A 20,820-nucleotide genomic window follows, 5' to 3' on the forward strand; every position below is an offset into this window, starting at 1 on the left:
GTCTTCGACAGAAAGACACCGACCGTGGAAAAGAGCCCGCCAAACCACCTCACCCCACTGGGGAAACTCATGACCAAAACGTTCAGCGCGAAACCCGCTGACGTGACGCACGAGTGGTTTGTGATTGACGCCACCGACAAGGTGCTCGGACGGGTTGCCAGCGAAGCAGCCCTCCGTTTGCGCGGCAAGCACAAGGCCATCTACACGCCTCACGTCGACACCGGCGACTACATCGTCGTCATCAACGCTTCCAAGCTCCGTGTCACCGGCACGAAGGACTTGAACAAGAAGTACTACCGTCACTCCGGTTTCCCGGGCGGCATCTACGAGACCAACTTCCGCGACCTGCAGGCCAAGCACCCCGGCCGCGCCCTGGAAAAGGCCGTCAAGGGCATGCTGCCCAAGGGCCCCCTGGGTTACGCCATGGTCAAGAAGCTCAAGGTCTACGGCGGGGCCGAGCATCCGCACACCGCGCAGCAGCCCAAGACGCTGGAAATCTAAGGAGCCGAGATGATTGGTGAATGGAACAACGGCACCGGCCGCCGCAAGAGCAGCGTGGCCCGTGTCTTCCTGAAAAAGGGCAGCGGCAAGATCACGGTCAACGGCAAGGACATCCAGGAGTTCTTCGGCCGCCAGACCTCGATCATGATCGCCCGCCAGCCGCTGGTGCTGACCGACAACGTCGAGGCCTTCGACATCCAGGTCAACGTGCACGGCGGCGGCGAGTCCGGCCAGGCCGGCGCGACCCGCCACGGCATCACGCGTGCCCTGATCGACTACGACGCCTCGCTCAAGCCCGCCCTGTCCGCGGCCGGCTTCGTCACCCGCGACGCGCGCGAGGTCGAGCGCAAGAAGGTCGGCCTGCACTCCGCACGCCGTCGCAAGCAGTTCAGCAAGCGCTGATCGCTGCCTGCTCGGTCCGAAGGCCGCCGGGGCTGTCGCCCCAGGCGGCCTTTTTCATGCCTGTCCTCCTTTCGGACGCCGCACTGCGCTCTTTTCCGACCCCCACGGCTGGCTCGGCCGTGATACAACGCCTTCCCGCTCAGCTTCAGGAGATCCGCATGTTCGGCAAGAAAGCGCAACCGCCCATCAAGGGCCTGCTCGCCCAGGGCTGCCGCATCGAGGGGCAGCTGCGCTTCACGGAAGGCATGCGCATCGATGGCCAGGTGGTGGGCAATATCCACGCCGTTCCCGAGCAGCCGAGCCTGGTGGTCATCTCCGAGACCGCCACCGTCGAGGGCGAGGTCGTGGCCGACCACGTCATCATCAACGGCACGGTGCGCGGCCCGGTCCGCGCGGCCGAACTGCTGGAACTGCAGCCCCGGGCCCGCGTGGAGGGCGACGTGAGCTACGGCGCCATGGAGATCCACCAGGGGGCGGTCATCGTCGGCCTGTTGCGCCACGACCCCCCGGCCGAGGAAAAGCCCTTACTCAAACTGGCGGCAAGCAACGCCTGAGCCGCCCGGCGGGCCGGCCCTGGCCTAACATCCCGCATTCGTATTTCCTGAGAATGAGAGAGACCTGATGAGCGCAGTTGCCGAAACCACCCAGCCCGACACCGGCATGCCGGCGCCGCTGCTGTTCACCGACAGCGCCGCAGCAAAGGTGGCGGACCTGATCGCCGAGGAAGGCAATCCCGACCTGAAGCTTCGCGTGTTCGTCCAGGGCGGCGGCTGCTCGGGCTTCCAGTATGGCTTCACCTTCGACGAGATCCAGAACGATGACGACACCGTGATGAGCAAGAACGGCGTGTCGCTGCTGATCGATGCCATGAGCTACCAGTACCTCCTGGGCGCCGAGATCGACTACAAGGAAGACCTGCAGGGTGCGCAGTTCGTGATCAAGAACCCGAACGCCACCACCACCTGCGGCTGCGGCTCCAGCTTCTCGGTCTAAGCCGGGTAGATCGCTCCCAGCACACGGGCGCCTCGGGCGCCCGTGATGCTTTCCAGGGGCAGCTTTTCGCCCTGGATCGCCTGCCGCGCGAGCCAGGCGAAAGCCGTGGCCTCCACCTGCAGCGGCGGCAGGCCGCGCGCATCGCTGGAGACCACCGCCACCCGTGGCAGCAGCGCCGCCAGACGCGCCATGAGGTGCCGGTTCAGGGCGCCGCCGCCGCACACCACCAGTTCCCGCAGCTTGGGTGCATGCGCCTGCACGTCGCGCGCACAGGCGCTGGCCGTGAGTTCGGCCAGCGTGGCCTGCACGTCCGCTGCCGGCAGCGGTCCGCTGGCGTCCAGGTGCGCCTGCAGCCACCCGGCATGAAAGAGATCGCGGCCGGTGCTCTTGGGCGGCGGCAGCGCGAAGTACGGTTCGGCGAGCCAGCGCGCGAGCAGCTCGGGCCGCACCTGTCCCGAGGCGGCCCAGCGGCCCTGGTCGTCGAAAGGCTGGCCGCGGTGCTGCTGGCACCAGGCGTCCATGAGCGCATTGCCGGGGCCGCAGTCGAAGCCCAGGGGGGGTGCGTCCGGGCGCAGCACGGTGAGGTTGGAGATGCCCCCGATGTTCAGGATGCCGCGGGGCACGCCGTCCTGTCCCAGCCAGGCCCGGTGGAAGAAGGGCGCGAGCGGGGCTCCCTGGCCGCCGGCCGCGAGGTCGCGGCTGCGGAAGTCGGCCACCACGGCGATACCCGTGAGCTCGGCCAGCAGCGCGGGCTGGCACAGCTGCAGCGTGTAGCCGGTGCCATCGAAGGCCTGGGGCCGGTGGCGCACGGTCTGCCCGTGCGCACCGAGGGCGCGCACGGCGGCGGCCGGCGTTGCGCTGCGATCCAGCAGTTCGCCCACGACATCGGCATAGAGGCGCATGAGGGCATTGCCGGCCAGCGCCGCGCGATGCAGTTCGTCGGGGCCGGAGGTGTTCAGCGCCAGCAGCTCGGCACGCAGCGCCGGCGGCATGTCCCGACCGGCGTGCCCGAGCACGCTCGGCGCCTGGCCGGAGAAATCGACCAGCACGCCGTCGACTCCGTCCAGCGACGTGCCGGACATGAGGCCGATGTACAGGCTGGACATGCAGGGCGCGAGCGGCGCGTTTCTATTCGATGCTGGCGACCTGGGCTGCGCTGGCGGCCGCGTCGAGCTTCAGGCGCATGGCCACGGAGGCGCTGCGGAACGCGGGCAACGCATCGGCCGCGAGCTTGGCGCCTTCGGCCTTGCGGGCGACCACCTGCGGGTCCTGGTGCTCGCCGTTCTTGCGGAACTCGAAGTGCAGGTGCGGGCCGGTGGCCCAGCCCGTGGCGCCGACGGCGCCGACGTTCTGGCCCTGGCTCACCGACTGGCCCTTGCGCACGGCAATGCGGCTCAGGTGCGCGTAGAGGGTGACGTCGCTCGCGTTGTGGCGGATGGTGACCACGTTGCCGAAGCCGTTCTGCCAGCCGGCGAATTCCACCGTGCCGTCGCCCACGGAGCGCACCGGCGTGCCGGTGGGTGCGCCGTAGTCGGTGCCCAGGTGGGCGCGCCATTGCTTCAGGACGGGGTGGAAGCGCATGGAGAAGCCGCTGGTGACGCGGGAGAACTCCATGGGCGAGGCCAGGTAGGCGCTTTGCAGCGCACTGCCGTCCAGGTCGAAGTAGGCGCCCTTGCGGCCGGGCTGCTGGAACCACATCGCCGTGTGGCTCTTGCCGTTGTTGATGAACTCCACCGAGAGCACGCGGCCGGTGCGCATGGGCTCGCCGTCGGCCACGAGCACTTCGTAGACCACGTTGAACCAGTCGCCCTTGCGCAGGCCGCGGTGGAAGTCGACGCGGCCGCCCAGGATGTCGGCCACCTGCACGGCGATCTCGTCGGGGATGCGGGCCTCGTCCACCGCCGCGAAGAGGGAGGACCGGATGGTGCCGCTGCCCAGGCGGGTGGAAGCGGTCAGCTGGCCGGTCTCGACGCGGGTGGAGAGGCGCCCGTCGCCGGCGCGCTCGATGATCAGGCGGCGAAACTCGCCGGCTTCCTCGCTGGGCCAGCGGGCGATGAGCTTTTCCAGCGCATGCTGGTCGTTGGCCTCCGCGGTGACCAGCCGGCCCGGGCGGCCGAGGATCTGGGTGCGGAAGGCCGCGTCCTGGCGCAGGTAGGCGGCGGCGGCCGGGTCGTGCAGGCCCAGGCGGGACAGAAGCGACTCGACGGTGTCGGTGGGCCGCAGCACGTCCGAGCGGAACAGCCGCAGCGCGTGCACGTCCAGGGCTTCGAGCTGCGCCTCGATCGGCAGGGGTTCGACCTGCTCGCGCACCTGCCGCACGGGCAGGTCCGCCGGGTCCGGACCGAAGGAGGCGACCGCAAAGGCACCGCCACCGCCGCCAAGGAGGAGGGCGGCCAACAGGGCCGTGAGGTGCCGGGGATGCCGTTGCAGGAGCTGCGCGCCGCCGGACGCGAAACGCTCGCCGGCGGCAAGAAGTCGATTGCGTTCCAAAGTCGGGTCCTAACTGCGGTGCCTTGTGATTGTTCGAAGAAGCCCGTGCGGCTTGCCCGAGATGGCCCTGCAAGAGCGCCAAAGCACCCCTACTAGAATCGGCCGACCTCGAAAACTCGCGAGAGTATAGCCACACGTGCTGTCGAGCTATTCAGAAAAAGCCTTATGAATCAAGCCGTTGTAACAGAACGCTTCACGGTGAGCGACCGGGTCCGGGACGCCATGGCCGTGAGCTTGCGCGGCTGCGAGGAGCTGTTGCCGCAGGACGAGTGGCTGAAGAAACTCGCCCGCAGCGAAGCCACCGGGACGCCGCTTCGCATCAAGCTGGGACTGGACCCCACGGCGCCGGACATCCATATCGGCCACACCGTGGTCCTGAACAAGATGCGCCAGCTGCAGGACCTGGGGCACACGGTCATTTTCCTGATCGGCGACTTCACCTCGATGATCGGCGACCCCTCCGGCCGCAACAGCACCCGCCCGCCGCTCACCTCCGAGCAGATTCAGGCCAACGCCGACACCTACTACCGGCAGGCCAGCCTGGTGCTCGATCCGGCGCGTACGGAGATCCGCTACAACAGCGAGTGGTCCGACCCGCTGGGCGCGCGCGGGATGATCCAGCTCGCGGCCAAGTACACGGTCGCCCGCATGATGGAGCGCGACGACTTCCACAAGCGCTTCACCGAAGGCCGCAGCATTTCGGTACACGAGTTTCTTTACCCGCTCATGCAGGGTTACGACTCGGTTGCGCTGCGCAGCGACCTGGAGCTCGGCGGCACGGACCAGAAGTTCAACCTGCTCATGGGCCGCCACCTGCAGCAGGAGTGGGGCCAGGAGCCGCAGTGCATCCTGACCATGCCGCTGCTCGAAGGCCTGGACGGTGTCGAGAAGATGTCCAAGAGCAAGGGCAACTACATCGGCGTCACCGAGCCGGCCAACACCCTATTCGCCAAGGTCATGTCCATCTCGGACACCCTCATGTGGCGCTGGTACACGCTGCTGAGCTTCCGCAGCGAGGCCGAGATCGCGGCCCTGCGCGCCGAGGTGGAGGGGGGCCGCAACCCCCGCGACGCGAAAGTGGCGCTGGCCCGTGAGCTCACCAGCCGTTTCCACGGCGCGGCGGCCGCCGACGCCGCGGAGCAGGACTTCGTCAATCGCAGCCGCGGCGGCCTGCCCGAGGAGATGCCGGAGCTGGCCCTGGCCGGCGCGCCGCTGGGCATCGGCGCCCTGCTCAAGCAGGCGGGGCTCGCGCCGTCCACCTCGGAAGCCAACCGACTGATCGATGGCGGCGGCGTGCGCGTGGACCAATCGGCGGTGAGCGACAAGGGCCTGAAGCTCGCGGCCGGCACCTACGTCGTGCAGGTGGGCAAGCGCAAGTTCGCGCGCGTCACGCTCAGCTGACCGGCGCTGCGCCCGCGCGCCGATGTCCGAGCCCCTGGTTTCGCGCCTGACTCCGCAGCGGCTCATGCTCGCCTCGGTCGGCGTGGCGCTGCTGACGATCGCGCTCAAGGGCCTGGCCTGGTGGCTCACCGGCTCGGTCGGGCTGCTGTCGGACGCCCTGGAGTCCTTCGTCAACCTCGGCGGCGCCATGTTCGCGCTGGCCATGGTCACGGTCGCCCGCCGCCCGCCCGACGCGGACCACCCCTTCGGCCACCACAAGGCCGAGTACTTCTCCTCGGGCTTCGAGGGCCTGCTGATCATCGTGGCCGCGGCCGCGATCTTCTGGGCCGCGGGCCAGCGCCTGCTGTCGCCGCAGCCGCTGCAGCGCCTGGATTGGGGCCTGGCCCTGTCGGTGCTCAGCTCGGTGTTCAATGGCGTGCTGGCCTGGCTGCTGCTGCGGGTGGGTCGCGAACGGCGTTCGATCGCGCTGGAGGCCAACGGCCGGCACCTGGTCACGGACGTCTGGACCTCGGTCGGCGTGATCGCCGGCGTGGCGGCGGTCTGGGCCACGGGCTGGCTGTGGCTGGACCCGGTGGTGGCCATCGCCGTGGCGCTCAACATCCTGCGCGAGGGCTACTCGCTGGTGCACCGCTCCTCGCAGGGCCTGATGGACCAGGCGCTGGAGCCCGGGGTGCTGGCCGACATCGAGCGGACCCTCCAGCGCTTCCACGAACCCGGCGTGCGCTTCGACCACTTGGCCACGCGCACGGCGGGCCAGGCCCGCTTCATCGATCTGCACATGCACGTGCCGGGCCACTGGACGCTGCGCCGGGCGGCGGAGCTGCGCAATGCGGTGGAGCGCGAGCTGCTGCTCGCCGTCCCCGGGCTGCGCGCCACCATCCAGCTGCTGCCCACGGACGTGGAGGCGCATGCCCCCGTGACCGAGGCGCGCGACGACGAAGCGCAGGCCGGCTGATGCTCGCGCTCATACAGCGGGTGAGCGAGGCGCGCGTGCGGGTCGCCGGGCGCACGGTGGGCGAGATCGGTCCCGGCCTGCTGGTGCTGGTCTGCGCCGAGCCCGCGGACGAGCCCGCGCACGCCGAGCGCCTGCTGGCCAAGCTGCTGAAGCTGCGCATCTTCGGCGATGCGGCGGGCAGGATGAACCGCAGCGTGCAGGACATCGGCGGCGGCCTGCTGCTGGTGAGCCAGTTCACGCTGGCCGCCGACACCTCCGGCGGCAACCGCCCGAGCTTCACCAATGCGGCGCCGCCCGAGCTCGGCCGGCGCCTCTACGACCATCTGGTCGAACGTGCCCGCGCCGCGCACCCGGTGGTGGCCACCGGGGAGTTCGGCGCGGACATGCAGGTGGCCCTGGTCAACGACGGGCCGGTGACGATTCCGCTGCGGGTCTAGAAGATGAATCCGCCCTGGCGGCGGATGGCCTCGGAAGGCGGCCCGGCCACGAGCTCGGCCAGCCGCTGCGCGAGCGCGGGTTGCGCCGCGTGGGTGCACACCGCCAGCACATAGTCGGTGGCCAGCTCGAACTCGGCCGGCAAGGAGCCGACCAGTTCCACGCCGGGTGTGTAGTTGATCTCGGTCTCCTGGGTGCAGCCGATGACGTCCTTGCGCGGGGACCGCGCCATCTCACCCATGGCCGTCGCGCCGTTGGGGAAGGGACGCAGCCGCGCGGCCAGGGGCTCGGCCAGGCCGAGCGCCGTGAGCACGCTCATGAAGTGGATGCCGGCGGTCGCCAGCTGGGGGTCGGGGTGGTAGATCTCGCTGGCGGCGCGGAACGCCGCCGCCAGCGCCTCGCGCCCGCCGATGTCGGGGTGGGGGCTGCCGGCCTGCACGGCGATGCCGGTGCGCACCAGGCCGAGCGAGCGCTCGGAGCCGGCACGCACGTGGCCCGACGCGACCAGCTGCGCGACCAGCGGGCGCGTGAGGATGACGAGGTCGCAGGGCGCCCCGGCCAACAGGCGGTCGCGCATCTGGCCAACGGCGCTGAAGGTGGCGTCCACGCCCGCGCCGGCCTGTTGTTCGAACTGCGCCTGCACGCCGCGCACCACGGCCGCCGCCGCGCCGCCGCTCAGTACCTTGACCTGGCTCATGGCCTTACCTGCCTCTGTCATCTGCTGGTGGGGTTGGAAAAACAATCATGCCGCCTGCGCCGCCTCCAGCAGCGCGTCGGCCGTATAGGGCATGCGGCGCAGCCGCAGGCCCAGGGCGTCGTGGATGGCGTTGCCGATGGCCGCGGCCGCCGGGCCGCAACTGCACTCGCCGGCTCCCAGCGAGGGCATCTCGGGCCGGTCCAGCAGCGACACCTCGACCGGCGGCGCCTCGCCGAAGCCCAGGATCGGGTAGGACTCCCAGTCGGCCGAGCGGATGCCCTCGGCCGAGACCTGCGCGGCTTCGCACAGCGTCCAGCTCGCGGCCTGCAGCGCGCCGCCTTCGAGCTGGTTGCGCACACCGTCGGGGTGGACGAGGCGGCCCAGGTCGGCTGCGATCCACAGCTTGCGAAGCTTCACGCGCTCCTCGACCACCAGGTCGGCGGCCACGGCGCACCAGGCGCCGCTGTTCTTGTAGCGGGCGAAACCGATGCCGCGGCCGAAGCCTTCCCGGTCCGCCTCCGGCTGCGGCAGGCCCCAGCCGCACAGGCGCGCGAGTTCGCGCAGCACGGCTCGCGCACGCTCGTCCTCCAGGTGGTCCAGCCGGTATTGCAGCGGGTCGCGGCCGAGGGCGGCGGCGATGTCCTCCAGCAACGCTTCGGCCGCGGCCACGTTCACGTGCGCGCCCAGCGAGCGCAGGGCCGACACGCGCAGCGGCATCGACAGCACGCGGTGGCTCAGGACCCGTGCGCGCGGCACGGCATACGGCGGCGCCGCGTTGCGATCGGCGCCGCCGCCCGCGGCCGGAGCGGCATTGACCGCCATCGTGACCGGGAAGGGCTGCGCCGTCTGCCAGGCGCCGAGCAGCGCGGGCGTGGCGCCGCGGCCGGGGCGGGTGCCATGGCCCTGGCTCCAGACCGATTGCGTCCAGGCCGCCAGCCGACCGTCCGCGCCGACCACCGCCTCGACCTCCACCGTCATTGCCGGTCCCATCGGCGCGCGGCTCATCTCCTGCTCGCGGGTCCACTCCAGGCGCACCGGCCGGCCCTCGGCGTGGCGGGCCAGCCAGGCGGCGTCGAAGGCCACGTCGTCGGCGCCGTTGTGCCCGTAGCAGCCCGCCGCCTCGGCGTGGCAGACCGTGATGGCGTCGGGCGCCATGCCGAAGGCCAGCGCCAGGTCGCGGCGCAGGTTGAAGATGCCCTGCGAATGCGTCCACACCTGCAGCGCCTCGCCCTCCCACCGGGCGATGGCGCAGCACAGGCCGATGGAGGCGTGCTGCAGCCAGCCGCGTGTGATCGCCGTCCTGAAGACGCGTGCGCCCGGCGCGTCGGCACCGGGCTCGACCGGCTCGCGCTCCAGCAGCGTCACGCTGTCCAGGGGCTGCGACTTCAGCCAGTGTTCGAGCTCGCGCGCTTGCGGCACCTCGGCATGCTCGTGCCAGGGCGGCGCTTTCGCGACACGCGCCGAGCAGCGGTCGAGCGCGTTGGTGCGCGCGGCAAGCACGCCCACCAGCAGGCCGTCCCGCACCACCTGCAGCACGCCGGGGATCGCCGCGAGCTGTGGCTGCAGCGTCGCCCAGGCGTCCTCGTCCATGCGCGCCTGCAGGGTGGCGGGCCGGAAGATCCGCCCGCGCAGCATGCCGGGCAGCTCCAGGTCGTGCAGGAAACGGAACTCGCCGAACACTTTCTGTGCCACGTCCGGGCGCGGTCGGTCGCTCCAGCGCGACGGCCTGGTGCTCGGCCCGCCGGCCTGCGCGGCATCGACCGGCTCCTGCAGCAGGGCCTCGTCCACGAGCTCCGCGTAGGCGAGCCGATGCGGCCCGGCGACGAATGCGCCGGCCGACAGGTGCACGTCCTTGTCGTCCACGCCCGCGCGCAGGGCCGCATGCCGGCGGCAGGCTTCGCGCAGGTGCGCGGCCGCCAGGCGCAAGGCGGCGCCCGAGTGCTGCACCGACAGGCTGCCCGAGGTGACCGCCTCGTCGGGGCTCGTCGCCGTGGTGGGCCGGACCATCTCGATCCGGTCCGGCTCCAGCGCCAGCTCCTCGGCCACGATCAGCCGCAGTGCGTGCGAGATGCCCTGGCCCAGGTCCACCTTGCCGGAGCTGGCCTGCACGCGGCCATCCGGTCCCATGCGCAGCCACTGGCCGACCAGGGGGTGCTGGCGCAGCGCCTCGGGCACGGCCGTCGCGGTCATGCGCTGGCCTTCAGCACGGCGCGGACGATGCGGTTGTGCACACCGCAGCGACACAGGTTGCGCTCCAGCGCCTGCCGGACGGCCGCTTCGTCGGGATGCGGCTCGCGGCGCAGCAGCTCGGCCGCCCGCATCAGCATGCCGCTGGTGCACCAGCCGCATTGCAGCGCCTGCTCGTCGATGAACGCAGTCTGCAGCGGATGGGGCGCGTCGCGGCTGCCGAGGCCTTCGAGCGTGGTGACCTGCTTGCCCTCCACCGCCGAAAGCGGCGTGTCACAAGCAGTGACGGCGCGGTCGTCCAGCAGCACGGTGCAGGCGCCGCACTGGCCCAGGCCGCAGCCCAGGCGGGTGGACTTCAGGCCCAGCGTGTCGCGCAGCGTCCCCAGCAGCGCGTCATCCGGGTCGCCCGCGACCGCACAGGCCTCGCCATTCACCGTGAATGCGATCGTCCCCGCCAAGGCGTGTCACTCCGGCTTCGCGCCGGAGACCTTGACGATCTCCGCCCACTTGGCGATGTCCTCGTTCAGGTGCTTGGTGAATTCCGGCACGCTCATGGACATGGGCACCGCGCCCTGCTTGGCCCAGGCGGACTTCACCTCCGGGTCGGCCACGATGCGGCGCACCGCGGCATTGAGCTTGTTCACCACCTCGGGCGGCGTGCCCTTGGGCGCCATCAGGCCCAGCCAGATGGTGGCTTCGTACTTCGGCACCGTCTCGGCCACGGTGGGCATATCGGGGCTGGAGCGGGTCAGGCCCGTGGTGGCGAGGCCGCGCACCTTGCCCTCCTTGGCCATGGGCGCCATGGTCGTGACCGCGTCGAACATCATGTCCACCTGGCCGCCCACGACGTCGGTGCGCGCGCCGGAGCTGCCCTTGTAGGGCACGTGCGTGAGGTTGACGCCGGCCATGTGCTTGAACAGCTCGCCGGCCATGTGGTAGGGCGTGCCGGTGCCGGACGACGCATAGTTCAGCTTGCCGGGCTGCGCCTTGGCCAGCGCGATCAGCTCAGGGAGCGTCTTGGCCTTGACGGAGGGATGCACGACCAGCATCAGGTCCGAGTAGTTCACCGGCGCGATGCCGACGAAGTCGTCCATCAGCTTGAAGGGCTTGTTCGGCAGCAGCGTCTCGTTCACCGTGTGGGTGTTGGACATCATGAGCAGCGTGTAGCCGTCCGCCGGCGACTTGGCCACCGCCTCGGTGCCGATCACCGCGCCGGCGCCAGGCTTGTTCTCGACCACGAAGGGCTGCTTGAGCTCGCTCGACAGGCGCTGGCCGATGAAGCGCGCGTAGTTGTCGGCCGGGCCGCCGGCGGCAAAGGGCACGACGATCTTGACCGAGCGGCTGGGGTAGTCGGCCTGCGCGAATGCGCCGGCGGCGGTGACCGAAAAGGCGGCCGCGAGGACCAGCTTGAGCGGATGTCTGGCGAGCTTCATGAACTTGTCTCCTGCATGGGTGGATTGGTTCTTTTTGGGCTTACGGTGAACCAATCGCCTCATGCTACTCCGCAGGTCGATGGCAACGGATCAGGGTATGTACGAGCCCGTGCGAACTGGCGTGATTGGTACGATTTGGTCAATATTTCTGGAGCTCGTCTGCGTGAACGCCGCCACCACCCTGCGTGATTTCCTCCTGACCGGCATGCACGGCGGCCAGTGGCGCAGCGCCGACCGCCTGCCGACCGAGCGCGCGCTGAGCGAGCAGTTCGGCCTCAGCCGCGGTTCGGTGCGCAAGGTGCTGCAGGAGCTGCGTGACATGGGCCTGATCAGCCAGACCGTGGGCAGCGGCACCTACGTGACCGAGCAGGCGCCCGGCCTGCTGGCGAGCATGGCCAGCGACGACCCGCTGCGCCACACCAGTCCGGCCGAACTGATGGAAGCGCGGCTCGCCCTGGAGCCGGCCATCCTGGAGATGGTGGTGGGCAACGCCACCCCGGCCGACTTCCGGCAGATGGAGGAATGCTGCGCGCGCGCCGAGGCGGCCGGCACGCTGGAGGAGTTCGAGCACTGGGACGGCAGGCTGCACGAGGTGATCGCCCAGGCGGCGCACAACAGCTTCGTGGCCAGCGTCTTTCGCCTCATGAACCAGGTGCGCTCGCAGACGGAGTGGGGCGCGCTCAAGCGCCGCAGCGTCACGCCCGAACGCCGCGCGCACTACCAGGGCGAGCACCGCCAGCTGGTGCGCGCCCTGCAGGCCCGGGACCTCGACCTGGCCCGCAGCGTGGCCACCGAGCACCTGGTGCGGGTGCGGCGCAATATGCTCAATTACTAGTGCTAGTACGGGTCCGGATAACCCAGCGATCCCAGCAGCAGGACCTCCAGCGCCTCCATCTCGAAGGCCTCGCGTTCGCTGCGTTCGTGGTCCCAGCCCTGCGCGTGCAGCGTGCCGTGCACCAGCAGGTGGGCGTAGTGCGCCTCCAGCGCCTTGCGCTGCTCGCGCGCCTCGCGTTCGACCACCGGGCCGCACAGCACCAGGTCGCAGGCCACGACGGGTTCACGCGCGTAGTCGAAGGTGAGCACGTTGGTGGCGTAGTCGCGGCCGCGGAACTGCCGGTTCAGGGCCTGGCCCTCGGTCTCGCCCACCACCCGCACGGTCAGCTCGCCCGGGCCTTGCAGCGCGTGCGAGATCCAGCGCGCCACGCGCGCGCGCCGCAGCACCTGGCGGTGCCGGTCCACGCCGTCGAAGGCGGCGAACTGGAGGGACAGCGACAGCGCAACGCTCATGCCGCGGCGGCGCCCTTGCGGCGCGCCGCGTCGTAGGCATCGACGATGCGTGCAACCAGCGGGTGCCGCACCACGTCGGCGCTGGTGAAGCGGGTGTGGGCGATGCCCTTGACCCGCTTGAGGATGTGCTCGGCCTCCACCAGGCCCGAGAGCTGGCCGCGCGGCAGGTCGATCTGGCTGATGTCGCCCGTCACCACCGCCTTGCTGCCGAAGCCGATGCGCGTGAGGAACATCTTCATCTGCTCGGGGGTGGTGTTCTGCGCCTCGTCCAGGATGACGAAGGCGTTGTTGAGCGTTCGCCCGCGCATGAAGGCGAGCGGAGCGATCTCCAGCGCACTGCGCTCGAAGGCCTTGGTGACGCGGTCGAAGCCCATGAGGTCGTAGAGCGCGTCGTAGAGCGGCCGCAGGTACGGGTCCACCTTCTGCGAGAGGTCGCCGGGCAGGAAGCCCAGTTTCTCGCCGGCTTCCACCGCCGGGCGGGTCAGCACGATGCGCTGCACGCTGCTGCGCTCCAGCGCGTCCACCGCGCAGGCCACGGCCAGGTAGGTCTTGCCGGTGCCGGCCGGTCCGATGCCGAAGGTGATGTCGTGCCGCGCGATGTTGTCCAGGTACACGCCCTGGTTGGGCGTGCGGGCCTTCAGGTCGCTGCGCCGCGTCTGCAGCACCAGGGCGCCGTTTTCGTCCTCGGCCAGGCTCTGTTCGCCGGCCATGGTCAGCTGCACGATCTCGGGCGCGATCGGGCGCGCGGCGATCTCGTAGAGCGCCTGCAGCACCTCCAGCGCGCGCTGCGCCTTGGGCTTGGGGCCTTCGACCTTGAACTGCTCGTGGCGGTGCGCGATGGCGACCTGCAGGCCGGCCTCGATGCTGCGCAGGTGTTCGTCGGCGGGCCCGCAGAGATTGGCCAGGCGGGTGTTGTTCGGGGGAGAGAAGGTGTGTCGGAGGATCAAGCTGATAATCCCGCAAGAGGACGAGCATGATAGGCAGATTGACCGGAACCCTGGCCGACAAGAACCCGCCGCAGATCCTGCTGGACTGCCAGGGCGTCGGCTATGAAGTGGATGTCCCCATGAGCACCTTCTACAACCTGCCCGGACTGGGCGAGAAGGTGTCGCTGCTGACCCACTTCGTGGTGCGCGAGGATGCGCAGGTGCTCTATGGTTTCGGCAGCCCCGGCGAGCGCGAGGCCTTCCGGCAACTCATTCGTATTTCCGGCGTCGGACCGCGCACGGCCCTCTCGGTCCTTTCGGGGATGAGCGTCGCGGACATCGCCCAGGCGGTCACGGCCCAGGACACGGGCCGGCTGACCAAGGTGCCAGGCATCGGCAAGAAGACCGCCGAGCGCCTGCTGCTGGAGCTCAAGGGCAAGATCGGCGCCGATCTGGGGCCCAGCCCCGCCGGTTCGGGCAGCGCTGAACAGGCGGACATCCTGCAGGCCCTGCTGGCCCTGGGCTACAGCGACAAGGAAGCCGGCGCCGCGCTCAAGGCCTTGCCGCCGGGCCTGAGTGTGAGCGAAGGTATCAAGACCGCGCTGAAGGCCCTCGCCCGGTAGTGCGAAGGAGCTGCGTCGGCCCATGGCCGCGCCTTGCACGCCACAATGCGCCATCAGAATTGAAGAGCGCAGAGAGAATGACGATGAAGAGCCTTCTTGGGGCCGGCCGCGCCGGCATGGTGCCGGTCCTGCTGGCGGCCCTGCTGGTCGCTTGCGGCGGCGGCGGTGGCGGCGGCGAACCCACCCCGACCAACGGAAGCGGCGGTACGGGGACGAGCGGCGGTGGCACGGCCGGCAATCCGCCCCGCATCGAGCCTTATGAGAGCGTCCAGCTCCTGAGTTTCAAGGCGGATGCTTCCAGGACTGCCAGTGGACCGCAGGTGAGCCCCAGCGCCGTCACGCTGCCGCCCCTGGACGCCGGCAGCGCCGCCGCCGCCAAGTCGCACAACGCGAACGCTTCGGCCGCGACTGCCCGCCAGGTGGGCCAGGCCCGCCCCGTGGCTGCCGCCGCCGACGCCGCCGCGACCGCGCGCCTGCTGCGCTGGCAGCGCACGCCCAAGGGCGAGCTGGCCGCGGCCACCAGTTTCCGTTCCGAGGGCGCCGCCTCCGTGCGCCTGGGGCTGCTCGTGGACCGCTTGCCGCCGCAGGCCGTGGTCCGCGTGATGAGTCCCGCCGGGCAGGACCTGTCCGAGGCCACGGGGGAGCAGATCCACGCCCTGCTGGCCCGCAACCCCGACACCGACGCCGATGCACGCACCTACTGGTTCCCCTCGGTGGGCGGACAGGACGTGGTGCTGGAGATCGCCCTACCGCCCGGCGCCGACCCCGCCCAGGTGAAGGTGGCGGTGCCGCGCCTGTCGCACCTGTGGGTGGACCTCACGCGCGGCGAGGACAGCTTCCTGAAGATCGGCGAATCGAGCACCTGCAACATCGACGCGAGCTGCGAAGCGAGCTACCTCGACGAAAGCCGCGCGGTCGCGCGGGTGGAGTTCGTGAGCGAGGGCAGTGCCTTCCTCTGCACGGGCACGCTGATGGCCGACGTCGCCGCCAGCGGCACGCCCTGGTTCCTGAGCGCGCGCCACTGCATCTCGGACCAGAGCTCGGCGGCCACGGTGGTCACCTACTGGTTCTACCGCTCCAGCACTTGCAACAGCGGCGTGCTCGGGCCGCAGTCCGTGCGCCTGGGCGGCGGCGCCACGCTGCTGTACGAAGCGGCGGCCACGGACACCGCCTTCCTGCGCCTGGAGCGCAACCCGCCGGCGGGGGTGCTCTTCGCGGGCTCGCTGCTGGCGGCGCCGGCGGCGGGCACCTCGGTGATCGGCCTGCACCACCCGGTGGGCGACCTCCTCAAGTTCAGCCTGGGCTCCATCCTCGGCTACGCCAACTGCACGGAGAACAGCAGCGGCAGCGTGGGTTGCGGCCAGGCCGGCGACAACTTCGCCTCGGTGCGCTGGAGCCGCGGCACCACGCAGCGCGGCAGCAGCGGATCGGCCATCTTCACGCCGCTGGGCAGCAATGCCTACGTGACGGCGCACCTGTACGCCGGCCTGGCCAGTTGCCTGCGTCCGGATGAGCCGGATTACTATGGCCGCTTCGACATCCCCTATCGCAGCGCCCTGCACCAGTACCTTGGGGACGTGCCGGGCGCACGTTGACATGAGCATCCAGACCGACGACTTCGCACCCGCACCCGCGCGTCGCATGGTCTCCGCCGCGCCGGCCTCGCCGGCCGAGGAAGCCATCGAACGCGCCCTGCGGCCCAAGCTGCTGCAGGAGTACGTCGGGCAGGCGCGCACGCGCGAGCAGCTGGAGATCTTCATCGGCGCGGCCGCCAAGCGCGGCGATGCGCTGGACCACGTGCTGCTGTTCGGCCCGCCCGGGCTGGGCAAGACCACGCTGTCGCACATCATCGCCCACGAGCTGGGCGTGAACCTGCGCCAGACCTCCGGGCCGGTCCTGGAAAAACCCAAGGACCTCGCCGCGCTGCTGACCAACCTGGAGCGCAACGACGTTCTCTTCATCGACGAGATCCATCGCCTCTCGCCGGTGGTGGAGGAGATCCTCTACCCCGCGCTGGAGGACTACCAGATCGACATCATGATCGGCGAGGGCCCCGCGGCCCGCTCCATCAAGCTGGACCTGCAGCCCTTCACCCTGGTGGGGGCCACCACGCGGGCGGGCATGCTCACCAACCCGCTGCGCGACCGCTTCGGCATCGTCGCGCGCCTGGAGTTCTACACGCCCGAGGAGCTCGCCCGCATCGTCGGGCGCAGCGCGGGCCTGCTGGGCGTGCCCATGGACGAGGGCGGCGGCGCCGAGATCGCCCGCCGCTCGCGCGGCACGCCGCGCATCGCCAACCGCCTGCTGCGCCGGGTGCGCGACTACGCCGAGGTCAAGGGCAGCGGGCGCATCACGCCGGACATCGCGCAGAAGGCCCTGGCCATGCTGGACGTGGACCCGCAGGGCTTCGACCTCATGGACCGCAAGCTGCTCGAGGCGGTGGTGCACCGCTTCGACGGCGGCCCGGTGGGCCTGGACAACATCGCCGCCAGCATCGGCGAGGAACCCGGCACGATCGAGGACGTGATCGAGCCCTACCTGATCCAGCAGGGCTACCTGCAGCGCACGCCGCGCGGGCGGGTCGCCACCCTGGCCGCCTGGCGCCACCTGGGCGTGAGCCCGCCGGCCGCGGCGGGTGGCCTGTTCGGCGACAACGCCTGAGCGGGCGCCGCCATGGCCGCGTCGCGCCGAGCCATCCTGTGGACCGTGGCGGCGCTGCTGCTGGCGCTGGCCGCCGGCGCGGCGGCCTGGCGCGCCTGGAGGCCGCCCGAGGTGCCGGTGGTGCGCATCGAGGCGGCGCCCCTCGTGCGCACCCTGCGTTTTTCCGCGCGCGTGGCCACCGACTCCCGGGTGGAAGTCGGCGCGACCGTCACGGGGCGGGTCGTGCGGGTGCGGGTGCGCGAGGGCGATACGGTGGACGCCGGCGACGTGCTGGTCGAACTGGAGGACCAGGAGCTTCGCGCCGCCCTGCAGCAGGCCCAGGCGGCCGAGCGGCAGGCCCAGGCGCGCCTGGCCGGCCTGCGCAGCACCGGCCGGCAGGCCGCCGGTGCGGCGGTGGCCCAGGCCGAGGCGCAGTGGCGCAACGCACGCGCCGAACTGGCGCGCAACGAGCAGCTGGTCGCCCAGGGCTTCGTGTCGGCCGCCCGCCTGGACGACGCGCGGCGGGCCCTGGAGGTGGCCGCCGCCCAGCGTGAGGCGGCGCTGGCGCAGGCCCGGGCGACGGCGGATCGGGGTACCGACGTCGAGCAGGCCTCGGCGCAGCTCGCGGCGGCCCGCGCCGCGACCGAGGCCGCGCAGGCACGGCTTGCGCAGAGCCGGGTGCAGGCCCCTGCCGAGGCCCGCGTGCTGGCGCGCCTGGTCGAGCCCGGGCAGATCGTGCAACCGGGCCGGGCCCTGCTGCGGCTCGCGCTGCGCAGCCCGCGCGAGCTGGTGGCCGCGGTGGACGAGCGCTTCCTGGAGCAGCTCGAGCCCGGGCAACCGGCCATCGTCGCGGCCGACGCGTTCCCTGACCGGCCGTTCGAAGCGCGTGTCGCGCGCATCGCGCCGGCCATCGATCCGCAGCGCGGTGCGGTCGAAGTCCGGCTGTCGCTGCCCGAGTCCGCGCCCGGGTTCCTGCGCGAGGACATGACCGTCTCCGTGCAGGTGGAGACCGGCCGGCGCGAGCAGGCCCTCGCGATACCGCTGGCGGCCCTGCGCGGCGAGGCGTCCGTGCTGCTGGTGGACGACGGACGCGTGGCCGAGCGCGCCGTGCGCCTGGGCCTTCGCACGCTGGACGCCGTCGAGGTGCAGGCGGGGCTGGCGTCCGGCGACCAGGTGCTGATGGGGGCCGACCCGCCCGGGCCCGGCGCGCGCGTGCAGCCTCGGCCCACGCCGTGGACGCCGGGTCACGTGCCCGATGGCGGACAGGCGAGTGCGGGCAATCCCGTGAGCGAAGCCTTCGGGCGCTGAGGACCAGGCCATGGCGGCGGGCATCGGGTTCGAGTTGAAGGTGGCCCTGCGCTTCCTGCGCGAAGGGCGGATGCAGACCGTGCTGATCGTGGTCGGGGTGGCCGCGGGCGTGGCGGTGGTGGCGTACATCGCCGCCCTGGTCACCGGGCTGCAGGGGAACACCCTCTCCAAGACGCTGGGCGCGCAGGCGCACCTGACGATCCGGGCCGCCCGTGAGGTGGTCGCCACGCCCGCGCCCGCCGCCGACGGCGTGCTCGCCCTGCCGCAGGTGCAGCCGCGTGCGCAGCGCCTGCGCTCCGTTCCCAACTGGCAGGCGCTGCTGCCGGTGCTGGAGGCGGACCCGGCGGTCAAGGCCGTCTCGCCGCTGGTGGCCGGCAGCGGCCTTGCGTTGCGCAGCGAGGCCAGCCAGGCGGTGGCGATCAGCGGCGTGGAGCTGGACCGCTACGACCGCATCGTCGGCTTGCGCAGCAAGGTCGTGGCCGGTCGCGCGAGCCTGGCGCCGGGCGAGGCCATCATCGGCACCGAGCTGGCCGAGGACCTGGGCGTGCGCGTGGGCGACCGCTTGGCCGTGCAGACCGGTGGCACCACCGAATCCCTGCGGGTCACCGCCCTGGTGGACCTGGGCGTGCGCGACCTCAACCGCCGCACCGTGATCGTGCCGCTGCGCGCGGCGCAGAGCCTGCTCGGCCTGCCGGGTGGCGCGACGGGGCTGGACCTCGCGCTGCACGACGTGTGGTCGGCCGACGAACTCGCGCGCGACCTGCGCCTGCGCTATCCGCTGCGCATCGAGAGCTGGCAGGAAAGCAATGCGCAGCTGGTCTCGGCGCTCAATGCGCAGTCCATCAGCACGCTCCTGATCCGGGCCGTGGTGCTCGTCGTGGTGGTGCTGGGCATCGCCAGCGTGCTGGTGGTCTCGGTCGTTCAGAAGCGGCGCGAGGTCGGCATCCTGCGGGCCATGGGGGCCACCCGCACGCAGGTGCTGCGCCTCTTCCTGGTCCAGGGCGCGGTGGTCGGGGCGGCCGGCTCGGTCGTCGGCCTCGGCCTGGCCGTGGCCATGATCTGGGCCTTCGGCCGCTTCGTGCGCGGCGCCGACGGTGGGCCGCTCTTCGCCATCCAGCTGCAGCCGGCGACGGCGCTGGAAGTCGCGCTCATCGCGCTGGCCTGCGGCGTTCTCGCGGCCATCGTTCCGGCCCGCCGTGCGGCCCGCATGGACCCGGCCCAGGCGATCCGCCTGTGAACGACGACGCCGTGTCGCTGGTGCAGCTGTCGCAGGCGGCAAAGCGCTACAACATCGGATTGCCCAGCGAGACCGAGGTGCTGCACGGCGTGTCGCTGCAGCTTCGTCGCGGTGAGTTCGCGGCGCTGGTGGGACCGTCCGGTTCCGGCAAGAGCACGCTGCTGAACATCCTGGGCCTGCTGGAGCGCATGACCTCCGGCAGCTATCGCCTGCAGGGCGAGGAGGTCGGCCGGATGAACGACGACGAACTCACCCTGCAGCGGCGGCGCGCGCTGGGCTTCGTTTTCCAGTTCCACCATTTGCTGCCCGCCTTCGACGCGCTGGAGAACGTCACGCTGCCGGCGCTCGCGGCCGAGGGGCGCGTCAGCGCTGCGGTGCGCGAGCGGGCCCGCGAACTGCTCGCGGCCGTGGGCCTGGCCGCGGCCATGGGCAAGCGGCCCGGCCAGCTCTCGGGCGGCATGCAGCAGCGCGTGGCCATCGCCCGTGCGCTCGTGCTGCAACCCGCGCTGGTGCTGGCCGACGAACCGACCGGCAACCTGGACACGGCCAGCTCCGACGAGGTCTTTGCGCTGCTTCGGCGCATCCACGCCGAGCGCGGCACGGCCTTCCTCGTGGTCAGCCACGACATGCGCCTGGCGGCGCGCTGCGACCGGCTGATCGAGCTGGTGGACGGGCGCATCGCGCGCGACGAGGCGGTGGCCCCGGGAGGCGCTAGGCCTTGACCGGCCAGACCACCCCGTTGTCGTTCAGGATGGCGTCCAGCGGCACGTCGTGCGGCTCGGGCTCGAAATCCGGCACGAAGGCGTTGGTAAAACCCAGCCCCACCGTGAAAGGTCGCGGCTCCAGCGCGGCGAGGGTGCGGTCGTAGAAGCCGCCGCCGTAGCCCAGGCGGTAGCCTCCGGGCCCATAGCCGACGCAGGGCACGAACAGCAGGGTGGGAACGATCACCTCCGTGTCGCGCGGCTTGGGAATGCCGTAGGCATCCTCCTCCATCGGACAACCCGGGAACCAGGCATGGAACTTCAGCGTCTTGTGAACCTTGTCCACCACCGGCAGCCCGATGCGCCGGCGTTGCGGTTCGTCCAGCAGCTCGCCGTCTTCCTTCCAGCGATGCAGCGCCGGCAGGGGATCGAACTCGCCCTTGATCGGCCAGTAGGCCCCGATCACCGTGTCGGGCCGTCCGACCAGCCAGAAGCGCATGACACGCTGCAGGAGGTCGGCCCGCACGAGGCGGTCGGGGAGGTCCAGGCGGGCCTGCAACAGCCGCTGTCGCAAGGCCATTTTTTCATCCGACATGCCCATAAT

At 71.2% G+C, this 20,820-nt stretch carries 23 protein-coding genes; 14 read left to right on the forward strand and 9 right to left on the reverse strand.

Features of this window, described 5'->3' with window-relative positions; genetic code table 11:
* Positions 1 to 69: 69 nt before the first annotated feature.
* From rplM to erpA, 4 genes are all read left to right on the forward strand, one after another.
* Positions 70 to 501: a 50S ribosomal protein L13 gene (rplM, locus tag EZ242_RS10270; protein WP_135285076.1), complete on the forward strand. Its 432-nt coding sequence runs from the start codon at positions 70 to 72 to the stop codon at positions 499 to 501.
* Between the two features lie 9 nt (positions 502 to 510).
* Positions 511 to 903: a 30S ribosomal protein S9 gene (rpsI, locus tag EZ242_RS10275; RefSeq protein ID WP_135285077.1), complete on the forward strand. Its 393-nt coding sequence runs from the start codon at positions 511 to 513 to the stop codon at positions 901 to 903.
* A gap of 158 nt (positions 904 to 1,061) precedes the next feature.
* Entirely contained in the window at positions 1,062 to 1,457 is a 396-nt protein-coding gene (locus EZ242_RS10280; RefSeq protein WP_135285078.1) for a bactofilin family protein, read from the forward strand.
* Between the two features lie 67 nt (positions 1,458 to 1,524).
* Positions 1,525 to 1,896: an iron-sulfur cluster insertion protein ErpA gene (erpA, locus tag EZ242_RS10285; protein WP_135285079.1), complete on the forward strand. Its 372-nt coding sequence runs from the start codon at positions 1,525 to 1,527 to the stop codon at positions 1,894 to 1,896.
* Here the strand turns inward: erpA and EZ242_RS10290 are convergent.
* Together EZ242_RS10290 and EZ242_RS10295 are read right to left on the reverse strand one after the other, a co-directional pair.
* Entirely contained in the window at positions 1,893 to 3,002 is a 1,110-nt protein-coding gene (locus EZ242_RS10290) for an anhydro-N-acetylmuramic acid kinase (protein ID WP_135285080.1), read from the reverse strand. The genes erpA and EZ242_RS10290 overlap by 4 nt on opposite strands.
* A gap of 22 nt (positions 3,003 to 3,024) precedes the next feature.
* Positions 3,025 to 4,386 (reverse strand): M23 family metallopeptidase, encoded by a 1,362-nt coding sequence (locus EZ242_RS10295; RefSeq protein ID WP_135285081.1) that lies wholly within the window; start codon positions 4,384 to 4,386, stop codon positions 3,025 to 3,027.
* A 165-nt stretch (positions 4,387 to 4,551) separates the two neighbouring features.
* On the opposite strand from EZ242_RS10295, the gene tyrS reads away from it, so the two are divergent.
* From tyrS to dtd, 3 genes are read left to right on the forward strand one after another with little or no spacing between them, the layout of a single operon-like run.
* Positions 4,552 to 5,787: a tyrosine--tRNA ligase gene (gene tyrS / locus EZ242_RS10300; RefSeq protein ID WP_135285082.1), complete on the forward strand. Its 1,236-nt coding sequence runs from the start codon at positions 4,552 to 4,554 to the stop codon at positions 5,785 to 5,787.
* Positions 5,788 to 5,809: 22 nt separating this feature from the next.
* Entirely contained in the window at positions 5,810 to 6,742 is a 933-nt protein-coding gene (locus tag EZ242_RS10305; protein ID WP_135285083.1) for a cation diffusion facilitator family transporter, read from the forward strand.
* Entirely contained in the window at positions 6,742 to 7,179 is a 438-nt protein-coding gene (gene dtd / locus EZ242_RS10310) for a D-aminoacyl-tRNA deacylase (protein WP_135285084.1), read from the forward strand. The genes EZ242_RS10305 and dtd overlap by 1 nt, the downstream gene beginning before the upstream one ends.
* Here dtd and EZ242_RS10315 read toward each other — a convergent pair.
* Genes EZ242_RS10315 through EZ242_RS10330 form a run of 4 tightly spaced genes read right to left on the reverse strand, consistent with a single transcriptional unit; the run spans position 7,176 to position 11,494 of the window.
* Complete coding sequence (locus EZ242_RS10315) at positions 7,176 to 7,874, reverse strand: molybdate ABC transporter substrate-binding protein (protein ID WP_135285085.1); 699 nt, start codon at positions 7,872 to 7,874, stop codon at positions 7,176 to 7,178. The two genes, dtd and EZ242_RS10315, sit on opposite strands and share 4 nt — an antisense overlap.
* A gap of 45 nt (positions 7,875 to 7,919) precedes the next feature.
* Positions 7,920 to 10,064: a xanthine dehydrogenase family protein molybdopterin-binding subunit gene (locus tag EZ242_RS10320; protein ID WP_135285086.1), complete on the reverse strand. Its 2,145-nt coding sequence runs from the start codon at positions 10,062 to 10,064 to the stop codon at positions 7,920 to 7,922.
* A complete protein-coding gene (locus EZ242_RS10325) occupies positions 10,061 to 10,519 on the reverse strand; it encodes a (2Fe-2S)-binding protein (protein WP_135285087.1) in 459 nt (152 codons plus the stop codon). Before EZ242_RS10325 ends, EZ242_RS10320 begins: the two co-directional genes overlap by 4 nt.
* 6 nt (positions 10,520 to 10,525) lie before the next feature.
* Entirely contained in the window at positions 10,526 to 11,494 is a 969-nt protein-coding gene (locus tag EZ242_RS10330) for a Bug family tripartite tricarboxylate transporter substrate binding protein (protein ID WP_135285088.1), read from the reverse strand.
* A 163-nt stretch (positions 11,495 to 11,657) separates the two neighbouring features.
* Here EZ242_RS10330 and EZ242_RS10335 point away from each other — a divergent pair, with 163 nt between their 5' ends.
* On the forward strand, positions 11,658 to 12,329 hold the full coding sequence (locus tag EZ242_RS10335; RefSeq protein WP_240787046.1) for a FadR/GntR family transcriptional regulator: 672 nt from the start codon (positions 11,658 to 11,660) through the stop codon (positions 12,327 to 12,329).
* Positions 12,330 to 12,331: 2 nt separating this feature from the next.
* On the opposite strand, the gene ybeY is transcribed toward EZ242_RS10335, so the two are convergent.
* Positions 12,332 to 12,781: an rRNA maturation RNase YbeY gene (gene ybeY / locus EZ242_RS10340; protein ID WP_135285089.1), complete on the reverse strand. Its 450-nt coding sequence runs from the start codon at positions 12,779 to 12,781 to the stop codon at positions 12,332 to 12,334.
* On the reverse strand, positions 12,778 to 13,728 hold the full coding sequence (locus tag EZ242_RS10345; protein ID WP_135285090.1) for a PhoH family protein: 951 nt from the start codon (positions 13,726 to 13,728) through the stop codon (positions 12,778 to 12,780). Before EZ242_RS10345 ends, ybeY begins: the two co-directional genes overlap by 4 nt.
* Positions 13,729 to 13,754: 26 nt before the next feature.
* Here EZ242_RS10345 and ruvA point away from each other — a divergent pair, with 26 nt between their 5' ends.
* The 6 genes from ruvA to EZ242_RS10375 all read left to right on the forward strand — a co-directional run bounded on the left by ruvA (position 13,755) and on the right by EZ242_RS10375 (position 20,237).
* Positions 13,755 to 14,330, forward strand: coding sequence for a Holliday junction branch migration protein RuvA (gene ruvA / locus EZ242_RS10350; RefSeq protein WP_135285091.1), 576 nt, complete (start codon positions 13,755 to 13,757; stop codon positions 14,328 to 14,330).
* 83 nt (positions 14,331 to 14,413) lie between these two features.
* Positions 14,414 to 15,925: a trypsin-like serine peptidase gene (locus EZ242_RS10355; protein ID WP_135285092.1), complete on the forward strand. Its 1,512-nt coding sequence runs from the start codon at positions 14,414 to 14,416 to the stop codon at positions 15,923 to 15,925.
* A gap of 1 nt (position 15,926) precedes the next feature.
* Positions 15,927 to 16,991, forward strand: a complete 1,065-nt coding sequence (ruvB, locus tag EZ242_RS10360) for a Holliday junction branch migration DNA helicase RuvB (RefSeq protein WP_135285093.1) — start codon at positions 15,927 to 15,929, stop codon at positions 16,989 to 16,991.
* Between the two features lie 12 nt (positions 16,992 to 17,003).
* Entirely contained in the window at positions 17,004 to 18,278 is a 1,275-nt protein-coding gene (locus EZ242_RS10365; RefSeq protein ID WP_135285094.1) for an efflux RND transporter periplasmic adaptor subunit, read from the forward strand.
* A gap of 10 nt (positions 18,279 to 18,288) precedes the next feature.
* Positions 18,289 to 19,515, forward strand: coding sequence for an ABC transporter permease (locus tag EZ242_RS10370; RefSeq protein WP_135285095.1), 1,227 nt, complete (start codon positions 18,289 to 18,291; stop codon positions 19,513 to 19,515).
* Positions 19,512 to 20,237: an ABC transporter ATP-binding protein gene (locus tag EZ242_RS10375; RefSeq protein WP_240787047.1), complete on the forward strand. Its 726-nt coding sequence runs from the start codon at positions 19,512 to 19,514 to the stop codon at positions 20,235 to 20,237. Before EZ242_RS10370 ends, EZ242_RS10375 begins: the two co-directional genes overlap by 4 nt.
* On the opposite strand, the gene EZ242_RS10380 is transcribed toward EZ242_RS10375, so the two are convergent.
* Positions 20,227 to 20,817 (reverse strand): 5-formyltetrahydrofolate cyclo-ligase, encoded by a 591-nt coding sequence (locus tag EZ242_RS10380; protein WP_205960631.1) that lies wholly within the window; start codon positions 20,815 to 20,817, stop codon positions 20,227 to 20,229. The genes EZ242_RS10375 and EZ242_RS10380 overlap by 11 nt on opposite strands.
* Between the last annotated feature and the right edge of the window lie 3 nt (positions 20,818 to 20,820).

Origin of the sequence: Ramlibacter rhizophilus, from assembly GCF_004681965.1 — a bacterium.
Lineage (GTDB): Bacteria > Pseudomonadota > Gammaproteobacteria > Burkholderiales > Burkholderiaceae_C > Ramlibacter > Ramlibacter rhizophilus.

What these genes read in the sequence shown, in the direction of transcription:
- EZ242_RS10320 (WP_135285086.1), bottom strand. Translation starts at nt 10,064, where the DNA reads ATGACCGCGACGGCCGTGCCCGAGGCGCTGCGCCAGCACCCCCTGGTC.
- ruvA (WP_135285091.1), top strand. Translation starts at nt 13,755, where the DNA reads ATGATAGGCAGATTGACCGGAACCCTGGCCGACAAGAACCCGCCGCAG.
- EZ242_RS10370 (WP_135285095.1), top strand. Translation starts at nt 18,289, where the DNA reads ATGGCGGCGGGCATCGGGTTCGAGTTGAAGGTGGCCCTGCGCTTCCTG.
- EZ242_RS10315 (WP_135285085.1), bottom strand. Translation starts at nt 7,874, where the DNA reads ATGAGCCAGGTCAAGGTACTGAGCGGCGGCGCGGCGGCGGCCGTGGTG.
- ruvB (WP_135285093.1), top strand. Translation starts at nt 15,927, where the DNA reads ATGAGCATCCAGACCGACGACTTCGCACCCGCACCCGCGCGTCGCATG.
- tyrS (WP_135285082.1), top strand. Translation starts at nt 4,552, where the DNA reads ATGAATCAAGCCGTTGTAACAGAACGCTTCACGGTGAGCGACCGGGTC.
- EZ242_RS10330 (WP_135285088.1), bottom strand. Translation starts at nt 11,494, where the DNA reads ATGAAGCTCGCCAGACATCCGCTCAAGCTGGTCCTCGCGGCCGCCTTT.
- EZ242_RS10355 (WP_135285092.1), top strand. Translation starts at nt 14,414, where the DNA reads ATGAAGAGCCTTCTTGGGGCCGGCCGCGCCGGCATGGTGCCGGTCCTG.
- EZ242_RS10305 (WP_135285083.1), top strand. Translation starts at nt 5,810, where the DNA reads ATGTCCGAGCCCCTGGTTTCGCGCCTGACTCCGCAGCGGCTCATGCTC.
- erpA (WP_135285079.1), top strand. Translation starts at nt 1,525, where the DNA reads ATGAGCGCAGTTGCCGAAACCACCCAGCCCGACACCGGCATGCCGGCG.
- dtd (WP_135285084.1), top strand. Translation starts at nt 6,742, where the DNA reads ATGCTCGCGCTCATACAGCGGGTGAGCGAGGCGCGCGTGCGGGTCGCC.
- rplM (WP_135285076.1), top strand. Translation starts at nt 70, where the DNA reads ATGACCAAAACGTTCAGCGCGAAACCCGCTGACGTGACGCACGAGTGG.
- EZ242_RS10380 (WP_205960631.1), bottom strand. Translation starts at nt 20,817, where the DNA reads ATGGGCATGTCGGATGAAAAAATGGCCTTGCGACAGCGGCTGTTGCAG.
- EZ242_RS10365 (WP_135285094.1), top strand. Translation starts at nt 17,004, where the DNA reads ATGGCCGCGTCGCGCCGAGCCATCCTGTGGACCGTGGCGGCGCTGCTG.
- EZ242_RS10280 (WP_135285078.1), top strand. Translation starts at nt 1,062, where the DNA reads ATGTTCGGCAAGAAAGCGCAACCGCCCATCAAGGGCCTGCTCGCCCAG.
- EZ242_RS10290 (WP_135285080.1), bottom strand. Translation starts at nt 3,002, where the DNA reads ATGTCCAGCCTGTACATCGGCCTCATGTCCGGCACGTCGCTGGACGGA.
- ybeY (WP_135285089.1), bottom strand. Translation starts at nt 12,781, where the DNA reads ATGAGCGTTGCGCTGTCGCTGTCCCTCCAGTTCGCCGCCTTCGACGGC.
- rpsI (WP_135285077.1), top strand. Translation starts at nt 511, where the DNA reads ATGATTGGTGAATGGAACAACGGCACCGGCCGCCGCAAGAGCAGCGTG.